This window comes from Ignavibacteriales bacterium, assembly GCA_016709765.1.
Lineage (GTDB): Bacteria > Bacteroidota > Ignavibacteria > Ignavibacteriales > Ignavibacteriaceae > IGN3.
The window spans coordinates 1,101,016-1,121,495 of the sequence record JADJMD010000013.1; the positions used below are offsets into that span (position 1 = coordinate 1,101,016).

Annotated in this window: 20 protein-coding genes; 12 read left to right on the forward strand and 8 right to left on the reverse strand. The window is 32.8% G+C overall.

Translation table 11 applies throughout. The features are described from left to right. Positions 1-7 precede the first annotated feature (7 nt). The 4 genes from serA to IPJ23_14500 form a co-directional block, all read right to left on the reverse strand. Positions 8-1,222, reverse strand: coding sequence for a phosphoglycerate dehydrogenase (gene serA, locus IPJ23_14485; GenBank protein ID MBK7631884.1), 1,215 nt, complete (start codon positions 1,220-1,222; stop codon positions 8-10). 97 nt (positions 1,223-1,319) lie between these two features. Further along, positions 1,320-2,279 (reverse strand): hypothetical protein, encoded by a 960-nt coding sequence (locus IPJ23_14490; GenBank protein ID MBK7631885.1) that lies wholly within the window; start codon positions 2,277-2,279, stop codon positions 1,320-1,322. Further along, complete coding sequence (locus IPJ23_14495; GenBank protein ID MBK7631886.1) at positions 2,279-2,734, reverse strand: hypothetical protein; 456 nt, start codon at positions 2,732-2,734, stop codon at positions 2,279-2,281. The genes IPJ23_14490 and IPJ23_14495 overlap by 1 nt, the downstream gene beginning before the upstream one ends. 11 nt (positions 2,735-2,745) lie before the next feature. Further along, complete coding sequence (locus IPJ23_14500; GenBank protein ID MBK7631887.1) at positions 2,746-3,045, reverse strand: hypothetical protein; 300 nt, start codon at positions 3,043-3,045, stop codon at positions 2,746-2,748. 418 nt (positions 3,046-3,463) lie between these two features. Between IPJ23_14500 and IPJ23_14505 the strand changes: the two genes are divergently transcribed. Continuing rightward, complete coding sequence (locus IPJ23_14505) at positions 3,464-5,251, forward strand: T9SS type A sorting domain-containing protein (protein MBK7631888.1); 1,788 nt, start codon at positions 3,464-3,466, stop codon at positions 5,249-5,251. Positions 5,252-5,324: 73 nt separating this feature from the next. Here IPJ23_14505 and IPJ23_14510 read toward each other — a convergent pair whose 3' ends face one another. After that, the gene (locus IPJ23_14510; protein ID MBK7631889.1) at positions 5,325-6,521 is read right to left on the reverse strand and encodes a hypothetical protein; all 1,197 of its coding nucleotides are present in this window, start codon (positions 6,519-6,521) and stop codon (positions 5,325-5,327) included. A 138-nt stretch (positions 6,522-6,659) separates the two neighbouring features. Between IPJ23_14510 and IPJ23_14515 the strand changes: the two genes are divergently transcribed. The 4 genes from IPJ23_14515 (at position 6,660) to IPJ23_14530 (ending at position 10,429) form a co-directional block, all read left to right on the forward strand. Continuing rightward, positions 6,660-7,538, forward strand: a complete 879-nt coding sequence (locus tag IPJ23_14515) for a hypothetical protein (GenBank protein MBK7631890.1) — start codon at positions 6,660-6,662, stop codon at positions 7,536-7,538. Between the two features lie 283 nt (positions 7,539-7,821). Next, positions 7,822-9,255, forward strand: coding sequence for a right-handed parallel beta-helix repeat-containing protein (locus IPJ23_14520; GenBank protein ID MBK7631891.1), 1,434 nt, complete (start codon positions 7,822-7,824; stop codon positions 9,253-9,255). Between the two features lie 160 nt (positions 9,256-9,415). Then, the gene (gene hisH / locus IPJ23_14525) at positions 9,416-10,000 is read left to right on the forward strand and encodes an imidazole glycerol phosphate synthase subunit HisH (GenBank protein ID MBK7631892.1); all 585 of its coding nucleotides are present in this window, start codon (positions 9,416-9,418) and stop codon (positions 9,998-10,000) included. A gap of 3 nt (positions 10,001-10,003) precedes the next feature. Next, complete coding sequence (locus tag IPJ23_14530) at positions 10,004-10,429, forward strand: acyl-CoA thioesterase (protein MBK7631893.1); 426 nt, start codon at positions 10,004-10,006, stop codon at positions 10,427-10,429. A gap of 11 nt (positions 10,430-10,440) precedes the next feature. On the opposite strand, the gene IPJ23_14535 is transcribed toward IPJ23_14530, so the two are convergent. Together IPJ23_14535 and IPJ23_14540 are read right to left on the reverse strand one after the other, a co-directional pair. Further along, on the reverse strand, positions 10,441-11,895 hold the full coding sequence (locus tag IPJ23_14535) for a hypothetical protein (protein ID MBK7631894.1): 1,455 nt from the start codon (positions 11,893-11,895) through the stop codon (positions 10,441-10,443). A gap of 57 nt (positions 11,896-11,952) precedes the next feature. Further along, positions 11,953-12,843 (reverse strand): carbohydrate kinase, encoded by an 891-nt coding sequence (locus IPJ23_14540; protein ID MBK7631895.1) that lies wholly within the window; start codon positions 12,841-12,843, stop codon positions 11,953-11,955. Between the two features lie 60 nt (positions 12,844-12,903). Here IPJ23_14540 and IPJ23_14545 point away from each other — a divergent pair, with 60 nt between their 5' ends. Then, positions 12,904-13,362, forward strand: coding sequence for an SRPBCC family protein (locus IPJ23_14545; GenBank protein ID MBK7631896.1), 459 nt, complete (start codon positions 12,904-12,906; stop codon positions 13,360-13,362). Between the two features lie 73 nt (positions 13,363-13,435). Here IPJ23_14545 and IPJ23_14550 read toward each other — a convergent pair whose 3' ends face one another. Then, positions 13,436-13,945, reverse strand: a complete 510-nt coding sequence (locus IPJ23_14550) for a nuclear transport factor 2 family protein (GenBank protein ID MBK7631897.1) — start codon at positions 13,943-13,945, stop codon at positions 13,436-13,438. Positions 13,946-14,098: 153 nt separating this feature from the next. Between IPJ23_14550 and IPJ23_14555 the strand changes: the two genes are divergently transcribed. From IPJ23_14555 to IPJ23_14580, 6 genes are all read left to right on the forward strand, one after another. After that, positions 14,099-14,854 carry a class I SAM-dependent methyltransferase gene (locus tag IPJ23_14555; protein ID MBK7631898.1) on the forward strand — a complete coding sequence of 252 codons (756 nt, stop codon included), beginning with the start codon at positions 14,099-14,101 and terminating at the stop codon, positions 14,852-14,854. Between the two features lie 12 nt (positions 14,855-14,866). Beyond that, positions 14,867-15,229: a cupin domain-containing protein gene (locus tag IPJ23_14560; protein ID MBK7631899.1), complete on the forward strand. Its 363-nt coding sequence runs from the start codon at positions 14,867-14,869 to the stop codon at positions 15,227-15,229. 172 nt (positions 15,230-15,401) lie between these two features. Then, a complete protein-coding gene (locus IPJ23_14565) occupies positions 15,402-16,544 on the forward strand; it encodes an acyl-CoA dehydrogenase family protein (GenBank protein ID MBK7631900.1) in 1,143 nt (380 codons plus the stop codon). 28 nt (positions 16,545-16,572) lie between these two features. Next, positions 16,573-16,836, forward strand: coding sequence for a hypothetical protein (locus tag IPJ23_14570; GenBank protein ID MBK7631901.1), 264 nt, complete (start codon positions 16,573-16,575; stop codon positions 16,834-16,836). Between the two features lie 181 nt (positions 16,837-17,017). Next, positions 17,018-19,090, forward strand: coding sequence for a VWA domain-containing protein (locus IPJ23_14575; GenBank protein MBK7631902.1), 2,073 nt, complete (start codon positions 17,018-17,020; stop codon positions 19,088-19,090). A 150-nt stretch (positions 19,091-19,240) separates the two neighbouring features. Further along, complete coding sequence (locus tag IPJ23_14580; protein MBK7631903.1) at positions 19,241-20,464, forward strand: peptidase C1; 1,224 nt, start codon at positions 19,241-19,243, stop codon at positions 20,462-20,464. The last annotated feature ends 16 nt before the right edge of the window (positions 20,465-20,480 follow it).

Here is a 20,480-nt window from a genome sequence, read left to right on the forward strand (position 1 = left end):
TAAAAGACTAAAGCAGCACCCTTGTTTTAATAGTTTCCGGAATTGCTTTTAATTCTTTCATTATCTCAGCAGAATTATTTTTTTGATCGATATCAATTATTACATAACCAATATGTGCATCTGTTTGCAAGTATTGTGATGCAATGTTAAGTTTTCTTGAAGTGAATACTTTTGTTATTTTATTTAATACTCCCGGCTGATTTTTATGGATATGAAGATATCTTTGCCTATTTAAGATTGGTGTAAGCGCTACTTCAACAAAATTTGTTGCGCCAATTGTAGTTCCAACATCACAATACTTTACTAATTTTTCAGAAACTTCCAGAGCAATATTTGCTTGTGCCTCAGATGTACTGCCGCCAATATGCGGAGTTAATATTACATTCGGGAATTTTTGTAAAACACTTCTAAAAGAATCTTTATTTGAATTTGGTTCTTCGGGAAAAACATCTATTGCTGCGCCAGCCAAATGTTTTTCTTCCAATACTTTTGCAAGATCTTTAATAACAACCACAGATCCGCGTGAAGCATTAATCAAATATGAACTTTTTTTCATTAAGCTCAATTCTTTTTTGCTAATCATATTTTTTGTAAGATCGGTTTCCGGTACGTGAAGCGTTACGATATCCGAAATAGAAAGAATTTCCTGTAAACTTGAACAAGACTTTGCATTACCGAGATTTAATTTTTTTTCAATATCATAATAGTACACATTCATTCCCAATGATTCAGCAAGAATAGAAACCTGTGAACCGATATGCCCATATCCAACAATTCCTAAGTTTTTTCCTCTAACTTCATAAGAGTTTGAAGCATCTTTAAGCCAAATACCATTGTGTGCAGCAAAGTTTTTTTCCGGAATGCCGCGGATAAGAAAAATACATTCCGCAATTACAAGTTCTGCAACAGAGCGTGTACCTTGCAGCTTAGCTGATAGTAAATCAACCTGGTTAGTGCCGATGCTGTAACACCCGATTGCAATAAGTTTGTTTGCGTGTTTTAAAATATCGCTCGTAATATTTGTTTTGGATCTTATTCCGAGTAGATGAACATCTTTTATTTTTTCAATCAGTTCTTTAGTTTCAAGTGAACTCTTTTGGTATTCAACGGTTTCGTATTGATTATCATTAAAAAGCTGTAAAGCGTTTTTATGTAAGCCTTCAAGCAAAAGAATTTTTATTTTATTCTTTGAAAGCGAAAGAGTTTTTTTTGTATTTGGCATATTTTCCAAATTGTTTTTCTAAAAATAATAAATTCCTGATGAGATGCACTTAGGGACAGTAAAAATTTATATAGTGTCCTCCCAAAAACGGCAAGAATTATATTCTACTAAAAATTTTTATAATTCGCTCAAACATTCCTGGCTTTTTCTGTGTTAAGAAATAGTTTATGATTTTTGAAAACTCAGGTGTTCTCAAGTATCCAAAAGCTTTATGCGGATTTCTAACACCCGAACTCACATATTTATTTTTAACCAGCTGATCCTCAATCTTTATACCCAATGAATTTGTTTCATATAAATCTGATATTTTATGATTAAGTGCAACCTGGTCCTGAATATCAGACAGATTGTACCATTTGTTCACAATATTTTCAGGAACGTTAAATTTATTTATTGAGTTGATCTCATTTTCAGTTTTATATTTACTTATAACATACTTCTGTCCCAATGGGGACCCAATTGTAATATAAGTGTCGATCGGAGCTTCTGAGGGGTATTCTGTAAAGGTATCGTGAACTATCAGTGATCCCATTGAATGAGCGATAAGAAATATTTTTTTCTTTTTGTGTTTGTTTAAGATGTTTATCAAACGATCAATGATTGCTTCTTTTACAGGAATTTGTTTCCCGTCAAAAGGAATCCTTTCCATTGAATAATATGTTTTAAGATCACTTAAATGAAGGTGTATGAAAAATTCTGTTATTGATGGATACTTTAATGATAAAACTTCATTTAAAATAAATTTACTGTAATACTTTTCCATGTACTCAATCGCCTTATTTCTGAAGTTTAAAGGCTTAATAGGTTCCTGATAATCATCAGAGGTGTATTGTTCATTAGCTTTTAAGTTGGATTTGTTATTTGCATCAATCTCGAGAGGGAAAGGATGAAGAATATCCGCCCAATAAACAAGTTCAAAATCAAATTCAGATGTAAGATAATTATTGAACTTTAACCCGTCCAATATCGCTTGTTTCCACCATTTCTCTAAAATATTTTTTGATGGTTTATTTCCAAGTCCATGAATACCGATTATAATTTTAGATTCTTTTTTCATTATAAATTTATTTTTTCTCTAATCCACCCGGCACGATCAGACATAATGCCATCAATCCCAAAATTAATCAATCGTAAAGCTTTCTCTGGTTTGTTAATTGTCCAGACAAATAGTTTTAGTTTATTATTCTTAAATGTTTCAATCAATTTGAAATTTAAAGACTTAGTATAAGATATGTTTAATCCGTCTAAATAATTTAGTTTTAGATTCGTAATAAGATTTTCCCAGTACGATTTACCTAAAAATATTTTTCCTATACTAATTCTTTTATTCAATAAGACCTCAAATTCAGGAAAACTATTTTTAATCAACGTCATTTTTTTAAAACTAAATCCAATAATTTTTATTTGTTCTGTTTTTACTTGATAATGATGCAAAACATTTTTTAAGTATGGAATAATTTCTATTCCACATTTAATTTCAATAAAAAGATATTTGTTTGGTGGAATGGTCAACAGTACTTCGTTTAGAGTCGGTATTTTTCATTATTCGGTTTATTACCCTTGATTCTTCCGACGTTATTTTCCTTTAAATCCTTTAAAGTTTGTGATTTTACTAATTCACTTTTACCTGAAATAGTTTTTATCTTTTTGTTGTGAAAAACAATGATCTCGTTATCGCTCGAAAGATGTACATCAATTTCAATTCCATCCGCACCATTCTGCCACGCTAAATTTATTGCGCGTAACGTATTCTCAGGTGCATCATAGGATTCACCTCGATGAGCAATTATTAATGTTGGATAGGTTATAGTAGAATGTATCATTTAAATATTTATAAAAAATTTTTCGTTAGTAACATATCAATAATTTTAATTTTTACCGCACAAAGGTATATCCGCAATTAACTCCATGTTTTAGAACACTATTTGCTACAAATGATTTCTTCTTGCCCGAAATACACCTGACTGGTCAAGTAGAAAATATTTCCACATTCTGTAAAAATTTTTCATCATAGTTATCAGATTTAATTGTCTCCCAATTTTTATTAAACTTAACAAAATCAACAATAATAGAGGAAAACCTCAACTTACTTAAGCTGGTTTTATCTTATAGATAATGTAAAGGCGATAACGGTTCGGTATAATTGTTAATTCATTCATGTTGATAATGATGCTGACTATATTTAAGTTATTCTCAACTCATTCTAAATGTGTTCACTCACAAACCATCAGGAGGTCTAAAATGAAATTTCTTTTTACACTTTTCCTTTTCTCGTTTGCAGCTCTAATTTATTCGCAGGATGTCCGTGTAGAAAAACCACTTTACCATCAAAACGATGGAGGAGACTGGGGTACGGATAATTTAGTACTGGACTTTGAACCAATCGGACAACTATCAGGAATACAAAGTTCAAGCGGCACAATTTACGTTGCAGTTAATGATACATTATCAACTGCAAATTTAGGGCTCGTTATTTTGGCTTCAACAAACAACGGAGATTCGTGGAGCCAGTTTGGTTCCGGCATTACTTATCGCGGTTATTATGATTATATCAAACTAGTAAAAAGCGGGCTGGATTCAGTTTATTGTTTTTTTCAGGTTGGGCAGGAAATTTATAGTTGGAATTTTCTAAGTGGCAATTTTAACGCATTTCCATTTACTGGGTACAGATCATTTGATGTTGTTACTTCTTCAACAGGCAATCTTTATATGTTTCTTGACTCACTTGCCAATAACAGCATCGTCAGATATAGTTCAGTCGACGGTGGAACAAATTGGGGAGCGAGAGGTCTTGTTACAAGCTCAGGTGCAAATCCAAGAATGTGTATGTCTGGAACAGGTGATACTTTAATTATGAATTACTACGGGCCTATACTTGCTGATACTTCCACATCGGTTATACGTCAGGCAAGATACCGTGAAACCGGCGTTGGTGTGCTTACTTCAACAGGTTTTATAGATGTTGCTACGGATAATACTTCAAAGACAGAATATTTATCCGCAATGAATAATGGCGAGTCATGGTTTGTTTATACATCTGGAACAGCAGGTGCAAGAGATATTTATGGTCGTAAAAGTATAAATAGCGGGTTTTCATACGATCCCCCAGTTTTACTTGCTGGAAATGTGAATACTGATGAATACTGGTTTGATTTGCGCCACTTTACCGATGCAGGAATGGGCGGTGGATTTGATTTACTGTTTTATTCAGATAGCGCACAGTCAGGAGCAGGCACATTACAGTCAGACAAGTTGCTTTACACAAGCCTTCCTTATGGTTCAGCAACATTCTCAAGTTTCGAAATGATTAACGAGTATCCGTTAGTTTATTCTGCCAATATGTATTCACCTAAATTAATTCCGATCAATGTTCCGGCAAGAGATATTTCTGCAATCTACGTTGGTGAAACTGGCGCCAACAAAAAAGTTTATTTTGATAAACTTAGCAGAATTGTGCCGGTTGAATTAATTTCATTTAAAGCTATGGTAAACGGAAAAAGTGTACAACTTAACTGGATGACTGCAACAGAGCAAAATAATAGTGGATTTGAAATCCAGAAAAAAAACAACAATATATGGGAAAAAATTGGGTTTGTAACGGGAAACGGGACAACAACGGAATACAGATCATATTCATTTGTTGATAATGATCTAACGGTAGGAAAATATTTTTACAGGCTAAAGCAAATAGACTATTCCGGAAGTTTTGAATATTCTGAGGTTGTTTCAGCCGACATTAATATTCCATCCGTCTATGCTTTGGAACAAAATTTTCCAAACCCATTCAATCCTTCAACTGTTATAAAATATTCTATTGCAGATGAAAGCTCAGTAAAGCTATTGATATATAATTCGATCGGTGAAAAAGTAAGCGAACTTGTTAATAAAACACAATCCGCCGGGGACTATGAATTAAAGTTTGATGCTAGCAGATTATCGTCCGGAGTATATTTTTATTCGCTCGAAGCGAATTCTTCATCTGGTAAAAATGATTTTAAAAGTATAAAGAAGATGATCCTAATTAAGTAATATTTAATTGGAAGATTTTTATAACGAGCCCCTCTTAACCGAGGGGTTTTTATTTCTTCATTAAAAAAAGTAACTACTTATTTCTTTTTTCAATTTCTACAACCTTATTTTTTCTATGATCCATCACACCAATCATAAGTCCGGCGGTTACAACAACGGCACCCGCAATTTGATATCCGGTAACATCTTTGCCGAACAATAGCATAACAAATGGAAGTAAGGCTAGCCAAACATTTGTATAAGGAACCCAAAAATGTGCCGCAAATTTTGATAGTTTAAAAAATCCAAAACTGTAAATATATCCTGTTAATCCAGCCGCAATAACAAAAAGTATAGGAAGCCAGTTATTAGGAATTATGCTTCCATCGAACAAAGAAAAGAACTGATGATATTCTGTTGCTTTGATAATCTCTTTTATTTTTTCTTCATCATTTTCGGACACATCGGACTTTAAAACATAATTATTATCTGTTTTTGTATAATAGTTAAGCAAATAATTTTTTTTGTTTTCATCTATCTTGTTAAGAACTCTTGTTTCAAACTTAGATGAAGTTACACTATCGGGCATATTTGCATTCATCATATTGCCGATAATTGGAATAATAAAAATTGCTGATGAAATAAAAATCATTTTCCAGATTTCTCTCCACAATACAAGTGCGTTAGGTCCAACACCGGGCAAAGCAGTTTGAACGGTTTTGTTATTTAATACCTGCTGAGAGAGTAAGCATCCGTTAATAATTAAAATCCAGATGATGGCATTCATATCAAGAGCATTGTGACTATCCTGTGCAATTCCTAATAACCATGGAATGTGAGGCGTTGCAAGTCCGGCAACGACAAGGGATATTCCAATCCAATGTTCTTTTCGTATCGGTGCGTTAAACATCACCTTGCCAAAGAATGGAAGAAAGGCAAGGTAAACATTTACATAAGGAGCAAAAATATGCGGTGAATAATTTCTAGGAAGATAGAAGAAACCAATATTTTCTATCACGCCAGTAAAGGCGCAAATAATAATTGTTGATAGAGATACCATGCCGGGCCACAAATATTTTGGCTTCTTACCCCGAAGCAGTTCGATTGTAACGGCAATAACGGCCCAGAGGAGTTTTGAAATTTCCCTCCACCAGGTCATCACTCCGGCAGAAATATCAACCTTGCTTCCGCCCGTATATTTGGGTTGATTAGCCATCCAGTTTAAAACGTATTGCCCACCAAGCCCGCCATTAATTATGGAAAGCCATAGAATCAGTATAATCCATTCCACGGAAGGGTTCTCTCTTTTATGTTATAAATTCTCTGTACTTCAACAAGGCAAAGTTAAATAATTATTTTTTGTAAATCAGTTGTTCTGCTGTAATTTTCCGCTTCAATATTTAACACCAAATTATATAGAAAAATATTTATGGATAAAAAAGTTGCACTCCTATCAATGGATTCGTTGGAAAATTTTCACACCTACGATAAACTGTTAATCGAACCAATGAAAACACTTGGCTGGATGGCTGAAGAAATTTCCTGGCGAAATGAAAATGTAAACTGGGCAGATTATGATGCCGTAATTGTTAGATCTACTTGGGATTATCAAAATAATCCTGAAAAATTTATTAAGGTTTTAGAAAAGATTAACAGTGTTTCTTATCTTGAAAACGATCTTGACTTGATGAAATGGAATATGAATAAAAATTATCTTTTTGCTCTTAAACAAAAAGGAGTAGCAATTGTTGATACTATTTGGGAGAAAGGGTTTAACTCTGTTTTAGCAAAAGGTTATTTTGATAAACATGATACTGATGAAATAATTATCAAACCAAACATAAGCGCAAATGCAGATAACACATTTAGATTAACAAAAGAAAAATTGGTGGAGAATCTTTCTCAGCTGGAAAAAATATTTGCCGGCAGAGAATTTATGGTCCAACCATTTTTGAAAAACATTGTTGAAGAGGGCGAATATTCTTTATTCTTTTTTGATGGAAAGTTCAGCCATTCGGTTTTAAAGAAACCAAAAGAAAAAGATTTTCGTGTTCAGGAAGAACATGGCGGAAATATCAAGCCAAAAGATGTATCATCAGAAATAATCGTGATCGCTGAAAATATTATTAATAAACTTTCAACAATTCCGTTATACGGAAGAGTAGATTTAGTTAGAACGAGTAAGAATGAGTTTGCACTTATGGAATTGGAGCTAATTGAACCATCACTTTATTTAAATAAAGATGAGCAATCACCTTTAAGGTTAGCAAAAGCTTTTGATGAGAGATTTAGAAAAGTTTTCGTGTAAATATTTCCAGGTGTATAATCTTAAGAATAGTATCGCGAACAGTTTGTCGCGATAATCTGCTGTTTGTTGTGTTTTCTAAGATTTCCTAAATTGGTCTTCGGATCCCATCTTGGTACTTTAATTGTGAGTTATGAATAAACATCAAAGGCTTACAATGTTTATATACCTTTTACAAATAATTATTTTTATATCTTTTTTTCCGCATTTACTCTGCCACAATCAACATATTATGTTTCTGTAAATGGTAACAACAATAATAATGGATTAAGTGTCAGTACAGCCTTTGCAACTATTCAGCATGCAGCAAACATTGTTTCTGCAGGAGATTCCATTCTCATTCTTTCTGGTAGTTAACATGGGTTTTGATATCAGAACAAGCGGAACCCAGGCCCAGCCAATAGTTTTTAAAACATTAAGCAATGATGTTACTATTAATATTCACAATCCAATTACAAATGATGGAATTAATATTGAAGGCGCCAATTGGATTGAGATAAAGGGATTTAATGTTATCAATCAACCAAGAGCAGGAATAAGAGTGGTGCTTTCTGATTTTGTGAAAATTATAAACAACATTTGCACAAACAATTATAAGTGGGGAATCTTTACAGGATTTACAAACGATATTTTAATTAAAAATAATTCGTGTTCATACAGCCAGGATGAACATGGGATTTATATCTCCAACAGCAGCGATAGACCAACAATAATTAATAATCATTCATTTAATAATAATGGGTGCGGCGTTCATATGAACGGTGATTTATCTATGGGGGGTGATGGAATAATTAGCAATGCGATTGTTGCTGGAAATATAATTCACGATAATGGATATGGCGGTGGTTCAGCCATTAATATGGACTGTGTTCAGGATTCGAAAATATTTAACAATGTCATATACAATAATCATGCTACCGGAATTGCCATGTATCAGATAGATGGCGCGGAAGGATCAAAGAATAATAAAATTTTCAATAACACAATCGTTCATCCTACAGATGGACGTTGGGCAATATTAATTGTAAATGGCTCAACGGGAAACACGGTTTATAATAATATATTAATTAATAATCATAGCTTTAGAGGCAGTATTTGTATTGATGAAGAGTCTAAAACAGGATTTGTTAGCGATTATAATCTTTTAGAAAATCGGCTAAGTGATGACGATGGAAATTCTAACATCAGTTTTACGTCATGGCAAGCATTAGGTTATGATACACATTCACAAGTTGTTCAAGACGAGACCACCCTTTTTGTTGCTACCGCAAACTCTGATTATCATTTACTTCAATCATCTCAACCAATAAATATAGGAACACCACTAGTAAGTTCCGTTGTAAATGTTGATCTTGATGGAATAGTTAGACCACAAGGAATCGGGTATGATATTGGTGCTTATGAACTTCATTCGGCAACTGGAATTGACGAGGAACAAACCTTAACTGATTTTCTACTATATCAGAACTATCCAAATCCGTTTAATCCAAGAACAAAAATCAGTTGGCAATCGCCAGTTGCCGGTTATCTAACGCTAAAAGTTTTTGATGTACTTGGTAATGAAGTTGTGACATTAATGGATGAATTTAAACCGGCAGGAAATTATGAAGTTGAATTTAATCCGTATCAACTCTCAAGCGGAATATATTTTTATCGCATCGCGATTTATTCGAACATACTTCAAACAGGTTCTATTATAGAATCAAAAAAATGCTGCTAGTTAAATAGCTAGATATTCATTAAACTTTAGAAAAAACACTATCTAATAGCATCATATCTTCTTGCCTATAAATTTAAATAGTTCCCTAGTATTGTTATTTTACAATGAAAAATAAATTTGTTTTGATATAATTATTAGAATCTAAAATTTAAATTATAAAATGGTTACAATTGTAGACTATGGTGATGTTTGCATTGATAAAGTTGCAGAATCACTTAGAAAAATAACTGAAGATTTTAAAGTGTCCAGAAACGAGTTGGATATTTGTGGAGCTGATAAAATAATACTTGCGGGATGTGGAAGCGCTGCCTCGGTAATGAAAAAAATACAGCTTCTAAATTTATATTCAGTTCTACGTGTTGTTAGAAAACCGATGCTTGGAATAGGATTGGGCATGCAGTTAATGTCTGATTACTCAACCGAAGGAAATTTTGCCTGTCTTGGTTTATTCTCCGGAACAGCAATAAAGTTTGAGGACGCGGTTAAAGAATCTTCCTATAAAGGAATGCATAAAGTTGAGATTTGCAGGCAAAGCGCCTTGTTTGATGGAATTGATGAAAATTCCGAATTTCTTTTTAACAATGATTACTATTTACCCAAAAGCGAACTTTCAACCTCTACTTGTAAAAACGCAATAAACTTTTGTTCATCTATTGAAAATGAAAATGCATACGGTGTTCAGTTTCATCCGGAAATGTCCGGCAAGGCAGGGTTAAAACTTCTTAAGAACTTTATTGAAATGTAATCGATGAGCACAGGAACAAATACAAATTCAATTTTTGAAACTGAAATTATTGTTCGCCCTGATGATATTGATATGAACAATCATGTTCACAACTCTAAATATCTTGATTATATACAGACAGCAAGATTTATACAGATGCGGGATAAGTATAAAGTTCCAATGGAAGAATATATTGGCAAAGGATTAAACTGGTTTGCAAGCGAAGTGCATCTTAAATACAAACGGGAGTTGAAATTTGGTGATGTTGCTTTAGTTAAAACACAAGTTGGCGATTGGAGTGGTGCGCAAGTTACTATTAACGTTTGGGTTTATAATAAAGAAACAAATAAAATTGCTGTTGAGGGAGAAATGCTTTACACTCTTGTTTCGCTTACTACCGGACGACCGACAAGAATTCCTGAAGATATTATTGAAAGACATAAGATCTAAATATCCTTGTCTTAATAAATTACACTTATTTTCAATTTTTCATCAAACAAATTTTTAGATATTACAAACTCATAAAATCCTTCTTTAATTGGAATCGCTTTTGGAGGAAGTGAAAAAGAAACGACATATTTTCCAATAAGATTATTGGAAAATAAATTATATACAGATATTTCGTTTTGATTTGCAATGATTAAATATTTTTCAGAATTATATTTTCGACTAGGAAAGTGTTCACTGAAAATTCTACTTCTAAAGTTAGAGATAATGGTTGAAGTGCTAATTAATAAAGTGTCTTTAATTCTAAAAAAAAAATTGGCGTTGTTTTCATAAATCTCAAAATTATTTTGCTGTGTGATAGGCTCGAAATCTGTGCGTCTTGTGTTTTCCACAATCTTTATTGGATTTAAAGTTGATAAAGAATCAACATATAAATTCCATTGATTATCCGGCAAAAGATCCTTGCCTAAAATGTTGGCGAAAAATACTTTTTCTGAACTTCCAGAATATTTTCTATAAAGATTTAAAAAATGATCAATACCAAGTTTCTTTATAAAGAAGTTTGTGTAAAGCCCGGATATTGAATACGAAATAGACGCATCCATTTTTTGAAAATCTGATTTATTAAGCAGCTCAGTATAAGTTGCAAAACCTGATTTAATCAAGAACACACCCATTTCAGAAATAGTGTGTGCTTCAAGTCCGCCGCGGCCACCATAAGCAACTGCAAATCCCTCCTGTAAAAAAGGATGGGTGTAAAGAGGTAACTCCCGAAGCTTAAAATTGATAAGAAAATGCAGCAACTCGTGATAGTGAGCATTGTAAGTTGTAATTATATAATCTTGAGCAATAATATAAATACCGCGTGTTGTAAAACCTGTTACTATTTTGATCTCATCTTCATCCTTACAGAGAAAATAAAAAATTTTCTTTTCTCTAAGACAATTAATTTCTTCATCTGTAAATGAAAGAACCTTAATCATTTTGTTAACAAATTTTTCTAATTGATTTATTGAATATTTATTAAACAAAGTTTCATCGCTTATATAAAAATTAAAGTGTTCGGAAGTGTTAAACTTCCAATTACGCGAATAAAAGAACGGCAAACTTACAAGAAACGAGTCTTTAAGAAAATATTCTCTTTTAATATTTAATGAGGGGATTGTAAGGGTTAGTAAAGAAAAATTATCTTCAAGGTTTTTAAGCTGATAATCGTATTTAATTTTTTCAGTTAATAAATTATTAGAAAGTTCGTTGGGAATTTCATTTGCGATTAAAAATTTATTTTTTATTCCGTCATACTCAATTCCAAAACGATTTGATATTTGTAGTTCCGCCGGATAAATATAATTGGAAATCTCAATTGAGTTTTTGATAAGCAGCTTAATAATAGTTTCAATACGTGAGGTGGATATGGTTTGTGCAAATGAGGTTGAAAAAAATAAAAGCAGCAAAGAAATAATTCTCATCATCAATCCTGTTTTACTGATGATGAAAATTAAATTTGTTTTTAATTAAAAAGGATGCTAAAAAAATCCCATTTGCTCTCTAAAGCTTTCGTAGATTCTATCATATTTAGGCAGCGCACCTTCAAATTGGCAAATCTCGTTGGCAAAATCGTTTGCAAGTTTATTTATGTAAGGAATTTCTAATCCGTGCAAATAACCAACGCAAAGCACAGCGGCAAATGCATCGCCGGCTCCGGTTGTATCAACAACTTTTATATCAACATTTGAATGATCAAATCTTTTCCCATTTTCGAAAATTGATGAGCCGTCTTTTCCACGTGTTACAGCAATCATATTTATATCAAACTTATCCATGAGTTCAAAAGCAACACGTTCTGTTGAATATTCTGATTGCAAAAGTAAATCATTTATTAAATGCATTTCATCATAATTTACTTTAATAAAATCAGCAGCTTCAAGCGATGCTGTTAAAATTTCCCCAGTATAAAAATTTTGGCGAAGATTTAAATCTGTAAAATATTTTAATCCACGTTTAAAAAATGATTGAATTGTTTTACGTGAAAGTTCTGAGCGCTGTGCAAGTGTTCCGAAATAAAGACAGTCAGTATCTGTATTAATTAGATTTTCATTGTCTTCGTTTAATTCAATAGAATCGTAGGCGCTGTCAATATCTATTTTAAATGTTGGAGATCCTGCAGCATCAAGATGCACAATTGCCATTCCTGTTGGATGAAGATTATCGTGCTGGATAAAATCAAACGATAAACCGGAATGTTTAAGATCGTTTATAACTTTGTTGCCAAGTACATCTTTACCAACACGGCTAATAATATTTCCGCTGTCCGTTAATTTTTTTATATGATAGATAAAATTAAGCGGAGCCCCACCAAGTCTTTTGTGGTTCGGATAAATATCATAAAGTATTTCTCCGATAGAAGTAATATTCATAAGTCGGGAATTATTTGTTTCTATAATTTGTTAAATCACTATCAATAATATGAAAAGGTTATGAAACTTTATCAACACAAAACATCACAAAAATTAAATATTTCCAAGAATGATGCCTGGAATTTTTTTTCTAATCCTGCCAATCTTTCAAAAATTACACCGCCGTGGTTAAGTTTTCAGGTAACTTCTTCCTTACCAGATAAAATGTATGCAGGTTTGATTATATCATATCTTGTTCGTCCTCTGTTAAATATTCCACAAATATGGGTTACCGAAATTACTCAAATTAATGAACCAAATTATTTTGTGGATGAGCAAAGATTTGGTCCTTATAAAATGTGGCATCACGAACATATTTTTAAACAAGCAGAAGATGGAAGTGTTTTGATGGAAGATATCATTAGTTATGTTGTTCCTTTTGGATTTCTTGGACGGATAATCAATGCTCTAACAATTTCAAAGAAGATAAACGAAATTTTTAATTATAGAAGAGAAGTACTGGTAAAAATGTTTGGGTAAAATGTAAGATCAGTCAATATAACTGACGCAATTAAAGTAAATTGCGTCAGTATGTTTATTGAATTACAGTACGTTATTCTGTTTTTTGCATTTCCTCTTGTTTTGATTCATCCATTTGCGCCCACGGGTTCGTATCAGTATTCCAAGTTTCAACTTTTATTTTCATCGAACCATCTTTTTGCTCTTCCCAAACGGTGAGATACTTTCCGTAATCTGCCCATTCCGGCGCGTTTGGCCCAGACATTTTCATATTATAATTACCGATTTCAATTGCAAGATTTCCCGCAAGCATTATATCAGTCATATTCATTTCAAAGTGCGTGGTTTTCCATCCGGAATTAGCCTGCAATTCACTAAGCTCCCTAACTTTGGTAAGTCCCTTTACGGTTGGTTGATAACTTGGCATCGATATAATATCATCAGAATACATAGACATCATTTTATCAACATCATTATCAATCATAGCCTGAGTATATGCCTTATTCATCGCTTCAATCTTTACTTTAACTTTTTCAACATCCTGCGCAAAGAGAGATGAAGAAAAGACGAGAAGGGTGATAAGTAGCGAAAATAGTTTGTTCATAGTGCCTCCTAAAAATAAATATTATTAATTGTTTTTGTGTTCGGTTTAATCTAAAAAAGAGGATGCTTGATTACAACAAAGCTCAATTAAATTTTTGAATGTGATACTTCAAATTTTTAGTTTAATATTATAATAATTATCAACTTTAATAAAATGCAAAAAACAGATTACTCGCAAATTGCAGCAACTTATAACCACCGTTATAAAACAGATTATTTAGTTGGAGTTGAAAACGAACTTAAAAAGATAGTTTTATCCAATAATTACAGATTAATTTTAGAAGCCGGTTGCGGAACTGGAAGATGGATTAGTCTTCTTGAAAATAATAATAAAAAGATTTTTGGTTTAGATTTTTCTCTTGAGATGATGAAAATCCCCAAAGCAGATAAACCATATCTTAACCTTGTAAATGCTGATGCGGTTAACATTCCGTTTAAAGATAATATTTTTGATTTGATATTTTGTGTAAATGCGATTCATCATTTTCCGGATAAAGAAAAATTTATTGGTGAAAGTATGCGAACGTTAACGAGTAACGGAACGGTTGCTACTTTTGGTGTTGATCCAAGCATAGACAAAAACTGGTATGTCTATAATTATTTTGATTCTATTTATGAAAATGATTTAAAGCGATTTCCCTCTTTAGAGCTTCTTAAAAACAAACTTATTAAAGAAAATTTTACAGACGTTCAAATAAAAGCAGTTGAAGAAGTTAACAACACAAGGATTGGCAATGATGTTTTAAGTGATCCATTTTTACAGAAACAAAGCTGCTCACAACTTGCAAATCTCTCTGACGAAGAATACCAAAAGGGAATTAATAAAATCAAAAATCAATTAGAGAAAAATCCAAAAACAGTTTTTGAAACAAATCTTATCTTTTATCTTGTAAGCGCAAAAAAGAAATAAGGAAAACATAAAATGCCAATAGTTATTAAATCGCCAACCATAATTGAATCAGTGGGAAACAAACCCAAAATAATTGAAGAATATTTTGGAAGAGTAAACTCAAAAACGGAATCATTAAGCATCGCAAAGATGACAAGCCCGCAAGGCTGGGTTGAACCGGGGCAAAGCCCACAATTTGATGAATACACTGTTGTGCTTAAAGGAACTTTGCAGGTTAAAACAGAAAAAGAAACGATTGATGTTAAAGCTGGTTCAGCCATACTAACTAAAAAAGGAGAGTGGATACAATACAGCACTCCGCATGATGGTGGAGCTGAATATGTAGCGGTTTGTTTGCCGGCATTTTCACCAGAAACAGTGAATCGAGATGAATAAGTAATTTTTAGCTTCTCACAATTAAGAACGCTCTTTATTTCCCTTCTTTGATATGAAAAGGATTTTGTTACAACGTTCTACTTTTAGCAATATTTGAGCAAATAACGCAATAAATCCTTCTGGAATATTATTTGACAATATCAATTGACAAAAAAAAGAAGGCATCATCTCTATGTTCGAATTTGGCTTTACCGAAGAACAAATCATGCTCCGGGAAATGGTGCGTGATTTTACAAATAATGAAATCAAACCCATTGCTGCTAAAATTGATGAAGAAGCAAAAATTCCAAAAGAACTAATCCAAAAAATGGCTGAGCTTGGTTTTCTTGGAATTTCATTTCCCGAAGAATACGGCGGCGGCGGATTTGGTGAAGTTGGTTATTGTTTGATGCAGGAAGAAATTTCTCGCGGCTGTATGAGCACAGCAACATTTATTGGTGCACATCAATCGATAGGAACAAACGCAATTTTTAACGGTGCAAGTGAAGAACAGAAAAAGAAATTTATACCGCCTCTTGCCTCCGGAGAAAAAATTGCAGCATTTGGCTTAACAGAAGCTCAAGCCGGTTCAGATTCTTTCCATCTAAAAACAAAAGCAGATATCGTTGGTGATGAATGGGTTATTAACGGTGAAAAACTCTGGATAACAAACGGCGGTATTGCGGATTTTGTTTCTTTGTTTGCACGTACAGAAAAAGGAATTAGTCTTTTTGCTGTTGATACAAATGTTCCTGGCTTTAAAGCTGGTCCACCGGAAAAGAAAATGGGAATAAAGGGAAGCGTAACTAACGCATTAAGTTTTGAAAATGTTCGCATCCCAAAAGATCATTTAATTGGAACAGACGGAAGAGGATTTATTTACGCAATGAAAACTCTTGATGCCGGAAGACTTGGATTGGGTGCAGCATGCCTTGGTGTTTCAAAAGAATTGCTTGAACTTTCTACAAAGTATGCAAAAGAGCGCGTTCAGTTTGATCATCCGATTTCACATTTTCAGGCAATACAATTTATGCTTGCAGAGATGGCGGTTATGATTTATAATATGGAATCAGTTGTTTACCGTACCGCTGTTGATTATGATTTAAAGAAAGATATTTCAAGACAATCGGCAATTGTAAAATATTATTGTTCAGAATCTTTAGATAAGGTTGTTGATTTTGCAGTTCAAATACACGGTGGAATGGGTTATTCGCAAGAGCTTCCAATTGAACGCATTTACCGCGATAGCCGTATTAACAGAATTTTTGAAGGAACAAATGAAATTCAAAAAGGAATTATTGCGCGCGAAGTAATTAAGAAAAACGGAAAAGTTTAATCCAACTAAATAATTGGAGAGAGAAAAAATGCCAGTAAAAAAATCAATTAAAAAACCAGTTGCGGCTAAAGCAAAATCAAAACCGGCAAAGCTTTTTTATTATCGCATCTTTTTTGATGATAATGAAAAAAAGAATTACATGAAAAGCGGATTAACACATAAGCAAGTTGAAAAGTATCTTAAGGTTTATGAAAAAACCCATCAAAAATTCTTAAACTCCGAATTTGTTTCGTACCTTAAAAAGTATGATAAAAAAACTGAGATGATTGAAATAAGCGATATATCGTATTAGTAAAGCTGTTCGCATCGCTTTATATTCCCGGCGGATTGTTTGTTGCCTCCTTCAATCTGACCGGGAATTTTTTATTTGTGGCGATATAAAGTAATGTGCTTGAAATATTCTGCTATTAAGATTAAGTTTCATTACATATTTTTAGAGTTCTTTAACTTTTATCCAACAGGAAGGGGCCATTATGAAACAGTTGGTAATAGTTCTATTCGCAATTTTCACATCAATTAGCATCTTTGCTAATGGAGTCGGAATAGTAAATGCTTCAAATCAATCTTATCTAAAAGTTGAAACCTCAATTATTAATGTTGAAGTTGAAAACCAGATCGCTCTTATAAAAACAACACAGACGTTCAGAAATGTTTTTGGGGTGGATAAAAATTTTAAATATGCTTTTCCGCTACCATTGGGAGCTAGTGCGGTTTCGTTAAAATGGAAAATCAATGGAATGTGGAATACTGCAATGATTACTCCACAACCGCCCGATACTTCATTGCCTGGGGGTAATCCTCATCCAAATCTTGCACAATATCTTGGTGATGTTCCTCTGTATTTTGATATTCTTGATACATTAAAAGCAGATTCAATAGTTACTATTGAATTAACTTATGTTGAATTTTTAAAGTACTCGTTTGGTAGTGTAAATTTTGAATATCCAAATAATTACACGCTAATTCAACAAGCTTCATTAAACTATCAGGAATTTAAATTTTCATTAAATTCTTCAAGAACCATAGAAACAATTCAATTACTTAGTCACACAGCTACGCAGCAAATCAATAATGGTAACAATGCTTTTTTAGAATATACAGCTTCAGAATTATATGCGAATGCAAATTATAAAGTTTTATATTCTTTAAGTTTAAATGAGTTGGGATTATTTAGCTTCAGTACTTTTCTTCCCGATTCATTAGTTCCCGATGAGCAAGAAAACGGATTTTTTGTATTTGTTGCAGAGCCCGATCCTAGTAATAACACTGAAGTAATTGACAAAGTTTTCACACTAATAATTGATCGCTCTGGAAGTATGTCTGGAACAAAGATGGAACAAGCAAAAAACGCAGCGAGTTATATCGTACAAAATTTAAATGATGGTGATAAATTTAATATAATAGACTTTGATGATGTGATTACTAGCTTTAGCCCTACACATGTTGAGTTTAATCAAACCACAATGAATCAAGCATTGAGTTATATTTCAACAATTTATGCAAGAAATTTAACAAATATTTCCGGGGCTTTTGATGTTGCTGTCCCACAATTCTCAACAGCAAATGACTCAACAGCAAATATTATTATCTTCTTAACGGATGGAGAGGCTACGGCCGGAATAACAATTACTGAACAGCTAGTTCAGCATATAAATAATTTAATTCAAACTACAGAAACAAATATTTTATTGTTCAGTTTCGGGATAGGCTCATATGTTAATGAACAATTGTTAACTCAGATTTCTTTGGATAATAATGGATTTGCAACTTTCTTATTGAACAATGAATTAGAAGAGGTCTTGACAACATTCTACCAGCAGATAAGAAATCCGGTATTGCTTAACACATCAATTTCCTTTGACCCACAATATTTAAATCAAATATTTCCCAATCCATTACCAAATTTGTATAAAGGACAACAAATGATTGTTTCGGGAAGGTATTCAAATCCTGGAAATATTAATATCACGCTTTCCGGTGAAGCATTTGGGCAGAATGTACAATACAATTATCCAGTAACGCTGGCAGATTCAAACATTCTTAATTATAGTTTTTTACCAAAAGTTTGGGCAAAGCAAAAAATCGAGTACTTAATAGTTCAATATTATTTACTCGATCCTTATTCTCCGCAAGCCTTGTTATTAAAACAGCAAATCATTGATTTGAGTATTGCTTTTGGTGTGATTTCTCCGTTTACAAGTTTTGGAAACCCAACTGGAGTTGAAGAGGGAATAATTATATGTACAGAACCAATCCAACCCACGGAATTCCGTATTCTTGGTAATTATCCTAATCCTTTTAATCCATCAACAAATATAAGATTTACAATCGGAAAAAATATTCAAACCGATGTTGTTGTGAAGATCTATAATTCGTTGGGTGAACTAGTTAGAGAAATTAAATATTATGTTTCTGATGCAGGAACTTATGAGGTTTTTTGGGATGGGAAATTCTCTAACGGACAAGAAGCTCCATCCGATGTTTATATTTATACAATTGATTTTGGCATTGGTCTAATGGCGGGTAAGATGATCCTTATAAAATAGTGTCTCGAAATATTTTCCGGCGGATTGTTTGTTGCCTCCTTCAATCTGACCGGGAATTTTTTATTTGTGTTCTTCGCTCTCTTTTTATTTATCCCTAATTTTGAATGTTAGTTTTAATTTAATTTGATCAACTTACTTAAAGGATATGATATGAAATTATTTATATCGCTTATCGTAATTTTAGTTTTAATTTCAGCTTCCGTAACTAAACCACAAGAAAAAAACAAAGGCGTTTTTGTAGAACCAAAGGATGGTTTTTATAAAGAAATTCAAAAAGGGATTGATGAATTTAAAAATCCAACAAAAGAAAAAAAGAAAACATTCATGCTTGATTTTTCAGGGATGAATTATCCGCAATCAAAAGAAGAGTTTAAATACTACTGGCATAACGATCCGGTTTCTCAAGGACAAACAGGAACTTGCTGGAGTTTTTCTACCACTTCATTTTTCGAATCAGAAGTTTATCGTTTAACCGGAAAAAAAGTTCAGCTTTCTCCAATCTATACTGCTTACTGGGAATATGTTGAAAAAGTTAAAGAGTTTGTTCATAATCGTGGTAAATCAATTGTTGAAGAAGGTTCTGAAGCAAATGCAGTTACAAGAATTTACAAAACGTATGGTATTGTTCCCTTAGCTGCCTTTACTGGGTTGTTACCCAATCAAAAATTTCATGATCATCGTGAGATGATAAATGAAATTCAGACTTATCTCAAAAATGTAAAAGCTATAAATGCTTGGGATGAAGATGAAGTTGTTAAAGTTACAAAATCAATATTAAATCATTATCTAGGCACACCGCCAACTGAAGTTGTTGTTGACGGAAAGAAATATTCGCCTAAAGAATATCTAACAGATTATCTAAAATTAAATGTTGATGATTACGTTGATGTTGTTTCATATATGCAGCAGCCGTATTGGCAGCAAGTTGAGTATGAAGTTCCGGACAATTGGTGGCATAACAAAGATTATTACAATATTCCGCTTGATGATTTTATGAAAATATTAAAGAATTCAATTAAGAATGGTTATACACTTGCAATCGGCGGCGATGTTAGTGAGCCTGGTTATTATAGCTGGACAAAATGTGCAGTTGTTCCAACTTTTGATATTCCTTCTGAATACATTGATGAAAACTCAAGACAATTTCGTTTCAGTAATGAAACAACAACTGATGATCACGGAATACATTTAGTTGGATATGAAGAATTAGACGGCAAAACATGGTTTTTAATTAAAGATTCAGGGGCTGGATCAAAAAATACTGGAGACAAGGGATACTATTACTATCAGGAAGATTATGTAAAGCTGAAGATAATGGATTTTATGGTTCATAAAGATATGTTTAAGGATTACTTCAGCAAGTTTAGCAAATAAAAGTGTGCTTAGTAGA